Raw genomic sequence first — 12,889 nt, 5'->3', positions numbered from 1 at the left:
CGATATTTTTTTACATAAATATCCACAAATAAGTCCCTTAATCTGATATACTTAATATATGATTTCAACAAGACAGACTGGAGATAGATTATGAAAAATAGATTGATATTACTTGATGGGAATTCACTTTTCAACAGAGCTTACTTTGCGCTTCCGCCTCTTATGAACAAGGACGGATTTTACACAAATGCGATTTACGGATTTGCAATGATGCTCAACAACATACTCGAAAACTATGAGCCTACCCATATGGCGATAGCATTCGATCTCAAGGCGCCTACTTTCAGGCACAAGTCCTACGAAGACTACAAGGCAACCAGAAAGGGCATGTCAGATGAGCTTAGGATGCAGGTCGAGCCGCTCAAGAAGATGGTGGATGCATATGGCATAACGAGAGTCGAGTTCGAAGGCTATGAGGCCGACGACATAATAGGGACTCTTTCAAAGCTCGCTGAAAATGACGGATTCGAAGTCATGATAGTAACTGGAGACAAGGATGCCCTTCAGCTGGCATCGCAGTCCACGGCAGTATATATAACCAAAAAAGGGATAACGGAGCTTGAGAGATATACAGACGCTGAAGTAATCGAAAAATACGAGCTCACTCCACTGGAGTTCATAGACCTAAAAGCGCTTATGGGAGACAAGTCTGACAATATCAAGGGAGTTGCAGGCATCGGAGAAAAGACCGGGATAAAGCTCATAAAGGAATTCAAGTCTGTAGAAGGCATATACGAACACATAGATGAAATCAAGGGAAGTCTTAGGACCAAGCTTGAAAACGACAGAGAATCAGCATTCCTAAGCAAGAAACTCGCAACTATAGTAAGGGACATGCCGCTGGAAGCTGACATGGATGAGCTTCTCGTAAAATCCACAGACTATGAAAGACTTTCAGAAATGTTCAGGGAATTTGAGTTCACAACGCTTCTCAACAAGCTTAAAAAAGAGCAGCTTGGCAAAGAACAGCCCGGCAAGGACCAGCAGGAACCTGGAAGAGAGAAGCAGCCAGCAGACATTGAAAGAGCCGATATAATTTACGAATACGACAGGCAGTGGCTTGACTCAGTAGAAGGTGCAGACATAATAATAAACATGCAGGCAGAAAAAGGCGAGGAGAGCAATTGCCCTGACATCGAAAAGCTGTATATAAAGAATGCAAACAATATATATGTAGTAGATGCCGATAACATAGCTGATGCAAAAGCCATTCTTGAAAATCCCTCAAACAGGATAATCGGACATGGTCTTAAAAATATATACAAGGCTCTCAAAAAATGCGGGATCAGAATAGCGAACATATTTTTTGACATAGAGATCGCAGAATACCTTATAGATTCAAATAATACCAATTTCACCCTCGAGTATCTCAATAACAAGTACGGACTCGAGAATTTCGAGAGCCTTGAGGAGATAATCGGAAAAGGCAAGAAGGAGCTCAAGCTCATATTTGCAGATAAGGAGAGGCTGAGCGCATATTTCATAAATTCGCTGTATTCTATCGAAGGCTGCTACCAGATGATGGGTCCGGAGATAGAAAAACAGGAGCTTTCGTTCGTATTCAATGAGATAGAGATGAAGCTCGTAAGAGTGCTTTCGGACATGGAACAGGAAGGCTTCCTCGTGGATACAGCGCTTCTGAGAAGACTCTCGCTCCAGTATGAAAAGGAAATCGCAGAGCTTGAAAGCTCCATATACTCTCTGGCGGGAGAACCCTTTAACATAAACTCGCCAAAGCAGCTTGGAGTAATACTCTTTGACAAGCTGGCACTTCCTGTGATAAAAAAGACCAAGACGGGATATTCGACCAACATAGAGGTGCTCGAAGCGCTTCAGGGAAAGCATGAGATAATAGAGCACATAATGGAATACAGGCAGATAACAAAGCTTAAATCCACATATATAGATGGCCTGCTTGGCATAACGAATGACAAGACCGGCAGGATACACACTACCTTCAATCAGACTATAGCATCTACAGGAAGGCTTTCGTCATCGGATCCAAACCTTCAGAACATCCCGGTGAGGACAGAGAGAGGCAGAGCCCTGAGAGAGGTATTCATATCCAAAGAAGGCTATCTTCTAATAGACTCCGACTACTCCCAGATAGAGCTCAGAATACTGGCACATCTGGCAAATGACGAGATAATGCTAGATTCATTCAGAAAATACGAGGATATCCATACAAGGACCGCATCAGAGGTATTCAATGTTCCTCTGGACGAAGTGACTCCTGAGCTGAGAAGTGCGGCAAAGGCTGTAAACTTCGGTATTGTTTATGGAATAAGCGATTTTGGACTCTCAAACAACCTCGGAATAAGCAAGAACGAAGCAAAAAAATATATAGAGACATATCTGGACAAGTATGTGAATATCAAGGCATTTCTGAGCGACGTGGTGACGGAGGTAGAGCGCACAGGATATTCGACCACCATATTCGGAAGGAGAAGATATATCCCTGAGCTGAAGGCCAAGAACATGATGGTCAGAAACTTTGGAAAAAGACTGGCGATGAACACTCCTATTCAGGGAACTGCGGCAGACATAATCAAGCTTGCCATGATAAAGGTATATGAATATCTTGAAGAATCAGGCGCAGATGCAAAGCTCATACTTCAGGTGCATGACGAGCTCATACTCGAGGCAGCGCAGGAGCAGGCAGAATCGCTTAAGCTCAAGATCAAGGAGATAATGGAGGGCGTGGCAGAGCTTCTCGTGGATCTGAGAGTGGATATAAAAACAGGGAAAAACTGGCTGGAGACAAAATAAATATGAAAAAGATTGGAATAACAGGCAACATAGGAAGCGGAAAATCGCAGGTGACCAGGTATCTGATATCCAGAGGCTACAAGGTTCTTGACGCAGACGCGCTCGTTGCAGAGATATATGATGACCCGGTGTTCATAGAAGAGATGACAGAGACATTCGGAACTGAAATCACGTCTGTGGACGACAGTGGCAAGGCAGCCCGTCTTGACAAGAAGGCAGTGGCAGGCATCGTCTTCAGTGACCCTGCAAAGCTTGAGCTGCTGAACATTACCATAGCGCCATATATCAGGAAGAAGATGGACAGCGCACTCGCAGAATACGAAAAAACCGAGGAAATCCTGTTTCTGGACATTCCGCTCCTGTATGAAAAAGATATGCAGAGCGGCCTTGATGCAGTAATACTCGTATACTGTGACGATCATACAAGATATGAGCGGGCAGCGCAAAGGGACAGCAAGTCCGAGGAAGATATCAGGAGGATAGATTCCTTCCAGATGAAGCAGTCTGAAAAGCTGAGCCTCGCAGACTACAAGGCAGACAACAGCGGCTCCCTTGAGGACCTTTACGCCCAGCTTGAGGAAATACTGAAAAACATAGAAAATAGCAAAAGGTAGACAGATGGAAGAAAAAAAAATAGTAAGAAGAGATAAAAAAGACATAACGGATAATCGGGAAAAACAGAAGAAGATACTCCTTGGGATAGGCATAGCGATTTTTGCCGTCCTGTATGTGTTCTTGCTGACGATAGACACAGACAAAGGAGATACAGTAGAAGAAGGTACTCAGAGCCAGGAAATATCGCAGGGGAAGGTACCGGCGGCTGAAGAACAGCCGGACAAGAACGCTCTCGAAGCAAAGCCGGTCGACGGAGGCACTATAAACCTGTCTGTATCAAGATTCAGCAGCGTTAATCCTCTGGAGAACAGGGAAAAATCCCTGGACAGCATACTGAGGCTGGTATATGACTCGCTCTTTGAGTATGATTCGAACTACAATCTCCAGAACGAGCTTGCATCCGGATACTCATACAGCGAGGATGCGTCTGAGCTGAGCATAAATCTCAATCCGGAGGCAAAATGGCATGACGGCAGCAAGGTAACCGGATTTGACGTGGAATACACCATAAATTCCATAAAAAAGATACCTCAGAGCCCTTACGGCACGCTCGTCGCAAATATTGAATCAGTTTCTCCTCGAAGCGGAGGGGTCACCCTTAAGCTAAAGAATCCGAATTCGCTTGAGATTTACAACATGATATTTCCTGTAGTGAGCTCAAAATCTGAGAACAACACGAGTACCGTCTTTAATGACGGAAAGTTCGGGGTGATTGGAAACGGGATGTACAAGGTCATAGAATACAAGCAGGGTAAGAAATTCGTTCTGCAGAGGAGCTCCGGATACTATGGTCCAAAGCCGTACATCGAAAAGATCGAGGTCAGCATATTCGACTCAAAGGAAATAAGGCAGAACATGTTCATAGCATCAAACATAGACATGATAGACAGTGACTATTATCAGCTTAGCAAATATCAGTACGACATATTCAAAGTAAAGAGCTATGAGAGCAGGAAATTTGAGATGATAATATTCAATTCGGCCAGAGCTCCTTTCGATCAGAAGGCAAACCGGATAGAGATTGCAAAGCTGCTCGATCTTGAAAAGATATCTCAGGATGCATACAGAGACACTCTGAATCTAAATCTCATGCCTGTAAATACGAAATCGGAGCTGAATCTGGCTACCGGGAACATCTACGCCGTGAAGAAGGATGAGGCTGCAAAGGAGTCTTCACTCAGGCTGAATGAGAAGATCGTTATCCTGACAGACAAGGATGACCCTATGAAGCACAGGCTGGCCTATATAATAAAGAACAAGATAGAGACCTCCGGAATAAGCCCTGAGGTAGAGGTCAGAGCCGTAGCCAAAAGCGAGCTCGCAGGCATAGTCTCGGCAAAGAACTTCAATATTCTCGTGGCTGAGTACAATGTGCCTGTGGACAAAAACGTGACAAGGCTTATGAATACCTACAGCGCAGTATTCGGATATGACCCGAAGGACATTAATGCGCTCATGACAGAAGTAAAGGCTACGACTTCAAAAGAGGCACTCAAATCAAAATACCAGAAGATACAGGAAGAGATAATAAAAAACCTTCCTTACATCGGAGTGGGCTACAAGAATGACTATGTTGTCATAAACAACAGGCTTTCAGGTGAGCTGGAGCCGACAGATTATGAAATTTATAATGGAATAGAAAAAATTTACATTTCCCATTGACAAAAATAAAAAAAAATTGTACAATAATTAAGTCGGGCGAGCGTGCTGGAACCGGCAGACAGGCATGTTTGAGGGGCATGTGTATGAATTTACGTATGGGTTCAAGTCCCATCGCTCGCACCAATTAATTATTGAAAACCGTGAATGCTAAGGCAGACACGGTTTTTTTGTTGCGTCCATACATAGTTTGAATATACAGAAAACTGTGATAAAATCACGCCGTTCGTATGTACAAAAATTCTATTAAGTGTTAAAATACGCTTAAAGACGTTAAATAAGGAGGACAGAATATGAAGCTGTTAAAAGTGGATTTTGTCGAAGATGCACTGAAAAAATCCATGGATTACATAAAATCAGGCTGGAACATCATACCTGAAAAAATCCCACTTGATAAAGCATATGGGAGGATACTCTTCAGCGATGCCGTAAGCGCAGAGGATGTTCCGAATTTCAATCGTTCTACGGTGGACGGATATGCAGTCAGATCCGCAGATACATACGGAGCATCAGAATCAGTGCCTACTCTGCTCGAGCTCAGGACAAGCGTGGAGATGGGCAAGATGGCTGAAACGTCAATAAAGAGCGGAGAGTGCGCATATGTTCCTACAGGCGGAATGATGCCAGAGGGTGCAGATGCAATGGTAATGATAGAGCACACAGAACTGTTTGGAGAGGGCGAAATAGCCATATATGAGCCGTCTGCATACAGGCAGGGAGTCACTCTGAGAGGAGAAGATGTAAGATCAGGAGATACTGTGCTCAAAAAAGGAACCAGGATACGGCCAAGAGAAATCGGAGTCCTTGCAGCAGCAGGCTACAGTGAAGTTGAGGTATTTCCTGAGCTGAGGATATCCATATTCTCTACTGGAGACGAGATAATAGATCCCGCAGAAAAATGCGAACCGGGGCTCGTGAGGGACATAAACGGGTACGGAGTAGGGGCCATGGCGCTTGAGCTTGGAATGAAGATAATGCGCCACAGGATAATAAAGGACGATGAGCAGCTCCTGACAGAGGCGCTCAGAGAAGCTTCAGAGGACAGCGACATAGTGGTGATGTCCGGGGGCAGTTCGCAGGGAGCAAAGGATTACAGCGAAAAAGTCATAGACAGCATGGGAAGTCCCGGGGTATTCACTCACGGCCTTGCGATAAAGCCGGGAAAGCCTACGATACTGGGAGCAGCAGACGGAGTCTGGTACATAGGTCTTCCGGGGCACCCAGTCTCAGCGATGATAGTATTTGACGTAATCGTTGCAGAGGCAATAAGAAACCTCAGAGCCGAAAAGCCACAGCCATATATATATGCAAGGATGAAGACCAACATAGCGTCATCGCCCGGGAAACAGACATACCTTCTTGCAAGGCTTATGGAAGAAGAAGGCGAATGGACAGCCGAGCCTGTGTATGGCAAATCAGGGCTGATAACCAGCCTGAGCAAGGCTGACGGATATATAGTCATAGACAAGAACTGCGAAGGGATTAGAAAGGATGAGATTGTCAGGGTAAGGCAATTAGGGTGATCTTATGGCAAAAAGAAATCTGTATCTTACTAACACGCCGATAGAAGAGGCAAAAAAAATATATGAAGACGCGCTCAGAGGATTGACGGGCGAATCAAAGAAAGAAAAAATCCCGGTTATACAAAGCCTTGGCAGGATCAGCTCAGGAGCTGTCCATGCAAGGCATTCATCTCCGCTGTACAACTGCGCCGCTATGGATGGTATAATGACAGTATCAGACTATACAAGGCAGGCAAGCGAGGAGGCGCCTCTCGTGCTTGAGGAGGGCAGCTTTGAGCAGGTTGACACGGGAGACCCTCTGAGAGATCCGTTTGACTGTGTGATAATGGCAGAGGATATAATAGAGAAGGATGGACATCTTGAAATAACAGAGCCGGCGCATCCGTGGCAGCATGTAAGGCCCATAGGCGAAGACATAGTAGCGACCGAGCTCATAATTCCATCAAATCATGAAATAAGGCCAATGGACATAGGCGTGCTTCTTTCGGCAGGAATAACTGAAATCGAAGTATACAAAAAGCTTACAGTCGGGATAATGCCGACAGGGACAGAGATGATAGAGCCTGATGCCGAGCCTCGCTCAGGAGACATAATAGAATCAAATTCAAGGGTATTTGAGGCGATGGTCACTCAGTGCGGAGCCTCTGCAGTAAGGATACCTCCCGTAAAGGACGATTACGATACCCTGAAAAAAGAGATAACAAGGCTCTCGCAGCTCTGCGACATCCTGATAATAAATGCAGGCTCGAGCGCAGGCAGGGAGGATTTTACATCCGCAATACTCAGAGAGCTTGGAGAAGTATTCGTGCACGGCATAGCCATAAAGCCTGGCAAGCCTGCGATACTTGCAAGGATTGGCAATGTTCCTGTAATAGGAATCCCGGGTTATCCGGTTTCGGCATATATAGTATTTGAAGAATTCGTAACTCCGCTGCTCATGAAGATGTCTCACAGAGAGAATGCGCAGGGCGATGTGATAGAGGCGCTGTCAACAAGAAGGATAGTCTCATCTCTAAAGCATCAGGAGTATGTGAGGGTAAAGGTAGGGAGCGTTGACGGCAAATTCGTGGCGACTCCGCTTTCAAGGGGCGCAGGAGCAGCCATGTCGCTCGTAAGGAGCGATGGATTCTGCATAATACCTCAGAACAGCGAGGGCGTGGAGGCAAACGAGACCGTAAGCGTAAGGCTCGTAAGACCAAAAAACGAGCTCGAAAAGACAATCGTAAGCATAGGCAGCCATGACATGATACTCGATATAATAAACGACATATCGGCAGTAAGGGCCGACGGATTTCAGCTTTCGAGCTCACATACAGGATCGCTTGCAGGGCTGATGTCGCTTAAAAAGGGAGAATGCCATCTTGCGCCAGTGCATCTCCTCAGTCCTGACGGCACCTATAATGCTGCCAGCGTTAAAAAAATGATCAAAGAGCCTGCAGCACTCATCAAAGGAGTGACCAGGATACAGGGTATAATGGTTCCCAAAGGCAATCCAAAAAACATAAAGGGAATAAGAGATCTGGAATCAGTGAGCTTCATAAACAGGCAGAGAGGAGCCGGGACAAGGCTGCTGCTTGATTACATGCTGGACATAGAGGGAATTGACAGAGACCTCATAAAAGGCTATGAGAGAGAGGCGACCACGCATATGGCAGTTGCAGCTGCAGTAAAAAGCGGTTCGTGTGACTGCGGCCTTGGGGTTTATTCTGCTGCATCGGCGCTTGGGCTTGATTTCATACCAGTAGGAGAAGAGGAATATGACTTTGCAGTCATGCAGAGGTATCTCGAGCTTGACAACATAAAGAAATTCATAAAGATGCTCAGAGGGCAGGAATTCAGCAGGAGGCTGGATGAGCTTGGCGGATATGGGCTTAAGAATACAGGGGAGGTAATTCTGATTGACTGATGACTTTGGAAGAAACATAAACTATCTCAGGGTGTCCGTGACTGATCTCTGCCAGTTCAGATGCATATACTGCATACCCGAAAACGGGATAAAGCAGCTAGATCACAAAGAGCTTCTGAGTCTCGAGGAGATCTATACCGTGATAAGAGAATTCACTATGCTCGGAGTGGACAAGATAAGATTCACAGGCGGAGAGCCGCTCGTTCGAAAAGGCATACTAGGCCTTGTGGAGAGCGTCTCAAGGCTTGAAAAGATAAAAGACATAGCCATGACGACAAACGGGGCGCTGCTTGAAAAAATGGCAGTACCTCTCAGAAAAAGTGGTCTTCACAGAGTAAACATAAGCCTAGATACCCTGAATGAAAAGAAGTTCAGGGACGTAACCCGCACAGGTGAGCTGAGCGAGGTCATAAGGGGAGTAGAAGCAGCAAAAAATGCCGGGCTTGGCGTGAAATTCAACGTAGTCCTGATGAAGGACTTCAATGACGATGAAATCAAGGATCTCATAGAGCTTACAAGGATATATGATGCGGACGTCAGGTTCATAGAGCTCATGCCTATAGGGGAAAATCAGGGATATGCAAAGGCCAACTTCATGGCCTGTGAGGAAATCCTCAAGGTCGCAGAGCTTCATCCGGTAGAATCCGATGATCCACATGCGCCGACCAGATATTACAGATATGGCAATGCAAAAGGCAGAGTGGGATTCATAACAGCTCTATCCTCTCATTTCTGCGGAGACTGCAACAGGATAAGGCTTACATCCGATGGAAAGCTCAAGCCATGTCTTCACAGCAACCAGGAAATTGACCTCAGGTCATCCATAAGAAGAAGCGAGGATCTGGGAGAGATAATAAGCTCTGCCATAAAGAGCAAGCCCGAAAAGCATTATCTTTCTGAAAATCGCATAATAGACAGAGGCATGAGCAGAATAGGAGGCTAAAGTGAAATTTACACATATGAATGTTCAGGGAAGAGGCCGTATGGTCGAAGTCAGCGACAAAGATATAACAAAAAGAAAGGCTCTGGCACATGCTCAGATAACCATGAAAAAAGAGACCTTCGATAAGGTCAGGGACGGCCAGATGAAAAAAGGCGACGTGCTCTCCGTAGCGCAGGTAGCCGGGATAACGGGCGCAAAAAAGACCTGGGACCTCATACCTATGTGCCATCCGCTGATGCTGACCGGAATAGACATCGAATTTGAATACGATGAAAAGCATAATGCGATACACATATATGCAACCGTGAGCAACGAGGGAAAGACAGGCGTAGAGATGGAAGCTCTCACTGCATGCTCGATTGCGGCGCTGACCATATATGACATGTGCAAGGCCGTCGACAAGGACATGGTAATCTCAGAAATATATCTCATAGAAAAATCCGGCGGAAAGAGCGGCCACTACAGGAGGAGTGAAGACAATGAATAAGGGAAAAGTGCTTTCTATAAATATATCAAAGAAAAAAGGAGAGATGAAGGAACCTCTTGCTGAGGGAAATTTCATCACAGACTTCGGTCTTGAGGGAGATGCGCATGCAGGAAAATGGCACAGGCAGGTCAGCCTGCTGGCTCAGGAATCCATAGACATAATGACCGCCCTGGGCGCAGAGGGACTGTGCTTTGGCAATTTTGCCGAGAACATAACCACGCAGGGAATAAAGCTCCATGAGATACCTGTAGGAAAGATAATAAGAATAGGCGAGACCCTGCATGAAGTGACCCAGATAGGCAAGGAATGCCATGCCGACCAGGGATGCGCCGTGGCAAGGCAGGTAGGAAAGTGCATAATGCCGACGCAGGGCATATTCACCAGAGTTATAAAGGGCGGTATAATAAGAGTCGGCGCTGATATTGAAATATTGGATGATCAGGATTAAGGGTGAGGAAATAATGATAAAATATGGAATAATAATCATAAGCGACAAGGGATCAAGAGGAGAGAGGCAGGATGGCTGCAGGGCCGTCATAGAGCAGAGCCTTCCTGAAGATATCTTCTCTCAGTCATACTACACCATAGTTCCGGATGAAACGGAGGATATCCAGAGAGCCATAAAGCACTGTAGCGATGACCTCGCTCTTGAGCTGGTGCTCACATCCGGAGGAACCGGATTTTCACAAAGAGACATAACCCCGGAGGCTACGCTTCCACTTCTCGAGAGGCTTACCCCGGGAATCAGCGAGGCCATAAGATACATGAGCCTTCAGATAACCCCAAAGGCCATGCTTTCAAGGGCGATTTCAGGAATGAGGGGAGAGACCCTGATAATAAACCTTCCGGGAAGCCCCAAGGCAGTACAGGAGTCCGTGGAATATATAAGAGGCCCGCTCGTGCATGGAATAGAGATAATGAAAGGCACGGCATCGGAGTGCGCGAGAAAATAAATTATTTACAAATTCAGAATATTATGCTAACATAGTATTGAGGTCCGAGTGTCACCAACTATACCGGTGACACCATTGGGTACTGAGGATGTTTCAGTGCCTCCCGTGTTTGGAAAGGTCCCGCATTGATTTGCGTGTCCTTTTTTTGTTTGCATAAAACATTAAAAAGGAAAACGCTGGAATAATTTGTATTTGCCAGAGAAAGGAAGAGTGCCATGAAAACAACTTATAATGGAAAGATGCTCAGGATAAATCTTACATCAGGCGAAATGAATGTAGAACAGCTTGATTTAGACCTTGCAAAAAAATTCATCGGAGGAAGAGGACTCGGAACCAAGATACTCATGGATGAGGGCGTAGCAAAGGTAGACCCGCTTTCTGAACAGAACAAGCTCATCTATATCACAGGACCTATGACAGGCGCAGCAGTTCCTACAGGCGGACGCTACATGGTAGTTACCAAATCGCCTCTGAATAACATGATAGCAAGCTCAAACTCAGGCGGGCAGTGGGGAGCACATCTCAAATATGCAGGCTGGGATGCGATAATAGTAGAAGGAAAGTCAGAAAAACCTGTATATCTCAATGTAGTAGATGAAAAAGTGGAGATTCTTCCTGCAGAAGACATGTGGGGAAAAACCTCAGAAGATGTAGATGACCTTCTAAAGGAAAGACATCCAAAATGTTCAGTGCTTAACATAGGTCCAGCAGGAGAGAGACAGTCGCTCATAGCTGCAATAATGAACGACAAGGACAGAGCTGCAGGACGTGGTGGAGTAGGCGCAGTAATGGGCTCAAAGAACCTCAAGGCCATATCCGTAACCTCAACTAAAAAAGTGATGGAGCCATTTGACGAGGAAGCTCTCAAAGAAGCTACCAAAGACGCAAACCACAGAATAAAAGAAAACGGAGTTACAAGCGCAGGGCTTCCGACATACGGAACGGCAGTACTTGTAAATATCATAAACAATGTTGGATCGCTTCCTACAAACAACTGGCAGGAATCATACTATCCTGACGCAGACAAATTCTCAGGAGAAACATTAAAAGAAGATTTCCTTGAAAAACAGGGATTCTGTCACAGATGCCCTATCGGATGCGGCCGTGTAATAAAGCTAAACGATAAAATAATGGGCGGACCGGAATACGAGCCACTCTGGGCATACGGTTCAAACTGTGGAGTTTCAGATCTCAAAGCAATTTCAGAGGCGAACTACTGGTGCAACGAATACGGCCTTGACGCAATATCAGCGCCATGTACCATAGCAGCTGCGATGGAGCTCTATCAGAAGGGATATATCAAAGAAGAAGAATGCGAAGGCGTGCCTCTCGTATGGGGAAGCAGCGAGGCCATAGTAGAGTGGACAAGGCGCATGGGAGCATGTGAGACCGAGCTTGGAAAACTCATGTCAGAAGGCTCATACAGGCTTTGCGAGCACTATGGACATCCAGAGATATCCATGTCAGTAAAAAAACAGGAAATGCCGGCATATGACGCACGTGGAATCCAGGGTATAGGAATCACTTATGCAACCAGCAACAGAGGCGGATGCCACGTAAGAGGATATCTGATCTCTCCTGAGATACTTGGAATGCCAGAGCAGCTGGACAGACTTGCCATAGAAGGCAAGGCGGTGTGGGCAAAGATATTCCAGGATCTGACTGCAGTAATCGACTCCATGGGAATGTGCCTGTTCACCTCATTTGCACTTGGAGCACCACAGTATGCGGCGCTTCTCAATGCAGGAACAGGAACAGAGCATACCGTAGAATCCATTCTCGAGGCAGGAGAGAGAATTTACAATATAGAGCGTATGTTCAACAAAGAAGCAGGAATGAAACCTGAAGATGACAGGCTTCCAAAGCGTCTTACAGAGCAGCCTATAGTTAATGGACCATCCAAGGGAGAGATAAGCAGGATAGATATAACTCTTCCAGAGTACTATGCGGCGCGCGGATGGGTAGATGCATTCCCTACAGAAGAGACCATAAAGCGTCTTGGACTGTAATAAGGCAAAGATTATAAGGAGAGAA

10 protein-coding genes and 1 tRNA gene are annotated in these 12,889 nt (G+C 45.8%); all 11 read left to right on the top strand.

Features of this window, described 5'->3' with window-relative positions:
* Window positions 1–90 precede the first annotated feature (90 nt).
* The 11 genes from polA (at window position 91) to AC4PGZ_RS07270 (ending at window position 12,864) form a co-directional block, all read left to right on the top strand.
* The gene (gene polA / locus AC4PGZ_RS07320) at window positions 91–2,769 is read left to right on the top strand and encodes a DNA polymerase I (RefSeq protein ID WP_492157977.1); all 2,679 of its coding nucleotides are present in this window, start codon (window positions 91–93) and stop codon (window positions 2,767–2,769) included.
* 2 nt (window positions 2,770–2,771) lie between these two features.
* The gene (coaE, locus tag AC4PGZ_RS07315) at window positions 2,772–3,383 is read left to right on the top strand and encodes a dephospho-CoA kinase (RefSeq protein WP_492157976.1); all 612 of its coding nucleotides are present in this window, start codon (window positions 2,772–2,774) and stop codon (window positions 3,381–3,383) included.
* 4 nt (window positions 3,384–3,387) lie between these two features.
* Window positions 3,388–5,046, top strand: coding sequence for an ABC transporter substrate-binding protein (locus AC4PGZ_RS07310; protein WP_492157975.1), 1,659 nt, complete (start codon window positions 3,388–3,390; stop codon window positions 5,044–5,046).
* A 36-nt stretch (window positions 5,047–5,082) separates the two neighbouring features.
* Window positions 5,083–5,169: transfer RNA gene (locus tag AC4PGZ_RS07305), tRNA-Leu, on the top strand.
* 167 nt (window positions 5,170–5,336) lie between these two features.
* Window positions 5,337–6,566: a molybdopterin molybdotransferase MoeA gene (locus AC4PGZ_RS07300; protein ID WP_492157974.1), complete on the top strand. Its 1,230-nt coding sequence runs from the start codon at window positions 5,337–5,339 to the stop codon at window positions 6,564–6,566.
* A 4-nt stretch (window positions 6,567–6,570) separates the two neighbouring features.
* Complete coding sequence (locus AC4PGZ_RS07295; protein ID WP_492157973.1) at window positions 6,571–8,472, top strand: molybdopterin biosynthesis protein; 1,902 nt, start codon at window positions 6,571–6,573, stop codon at window positions 8,470–8,472.
* Window positions 8,465–9,415: a GTP 3',8-cyclase MoaA gene (moaA, locus tag AC4PGZ_RS07290; protein WP_492157972.1), complete on the top strand. Its 951-nt coding sequence runs from the start codon at window positions 8,465–8,467 to the stop codon at window positions 9,413–9,415. Before AC4PGZ_RS07295 ends, moaA begins: the two co-directional genes overlap by 8 nt.
* Before the next feature lies 1 nt (window position 9,416).
* Window positions 9,417–9,902, top strand: coding sequence for a cyclic pyranopterin monophosphate synthase MoaC (gene moaC / locus AC4PGZ_RS07285; protein WP_492157971.1), 486 nt, complete (start codon window positions 9,417–9,419; stop codon window positions 9,900–9,902).
* On the top strand, window positions 9,895–10,350 hold the full coding sequence (locus AC4PGZ_RS07280; RefSeq protein WP_492157970.1) for an MOSC domain-containing protein: 456 nt from the start codon (window positions 9,895–9,897) through the stop codon (window positions 10,348–10,350). The genes moaC and AC4PGZ_RS07280 overlap by 8 nt, the downstream gene beginning before the upstream one ends.
* A gap of 13 nt (window positions 10,351–10,363) precedes the next feature.
* Window positions 10,364–10,855 carry a MogA/MoaB family molybdenum cofactor biosynthesis protein gene (locus AC4PGZ_RS07275; protein ID WP_492157969.1) on the top strand — a complete coding sequence of 164 codons (492 nt, stop codon included), beginning with the start codon at window positions 10,364–10,366 and terminating at the stop codon, window positions 10,853–10,855.
* Between the two features lie 215 nt (window positions 10,856–11,070).
* Window positions 11,071–12,864 (top strand): aldehyde ferredoxin oxidoreductase family protein, encoded by a 1,794-nt coding sequence (locus tag AC4PGZ_RS07270; RefSeq protein WP_492157968.1) that lies wholly within the window; start codon window positions 11,071–11,073, stop codon window positions 12,862–12,864.
* The last annotated feature ends 25 nt before the right edge of the window (window positions 12,865–12,889 follow it).

The organism is Proteocatella sp. QWL-06 (assembly GCF_058684135.1).
Note: the sequence above shows the minus strand (reverse complement) of the source record. Positions and strands in the feature narration are given on the sequence as shown.

Bases quoted from the DNA above. Each gene is read 5' to 3' on its own strand.
- polA (WP_492157977.1), top strand. From the start codon at position 91: ATGAAAAATAGATTGATATTACTTGATGGGAATTCACTTTTCAACAGA.
- coaE (WP_492157976.1), top strand. From the start codon at position 2,772: ATGAAAAAGATTGGAATAACAGGCAACATAGGAAGCGGAAAATCGCAG.
- AC4PGZ_RS07310 (WP_492157975.1), top strand. From the start codon at position 3,388: ATGGAAGAAAAAAAAATAGTAAGAAGAGATAAAAAAGACATAACGGAT.
- AC4PGZ_RS07300 (WP_492157974.1), top strand. From the start codon at position 5,337: ATGAAGCTGTTAAAAGTGGATTTTGTCGAAGATGCACTGAAAAAATCC.
- AC4PGZ_RS07295 (WP_492157973.1), top strand. From the start codon at position 6,571: ATGGCAAAAAGAAATCTGTATCTTACTAACACGCCGATAGAAGAGGCA.
- AC4PGZ_RS07280 (WP_492157970.1), top strand. From the start codon at position 9,895: ATGAATAAGGGAAAAGTGCTTTCTATAAATATATCAAAGAAAAAAGGA.
- AC4PGZ_RS07275 (WP_492157969.1), top strand. From the start codon at position 10,364: ATGATAAAATATGGAATAATAATCATAAGCGACAAGGGATCAAGAGGA.
- AC4PGZ_RS07270 (WP_492157968.1), top strand. From the start codon at position 11,071: ATGAAAACAACTTATAATGGAAAGATGCTCAGGATAAATCTTACATCA.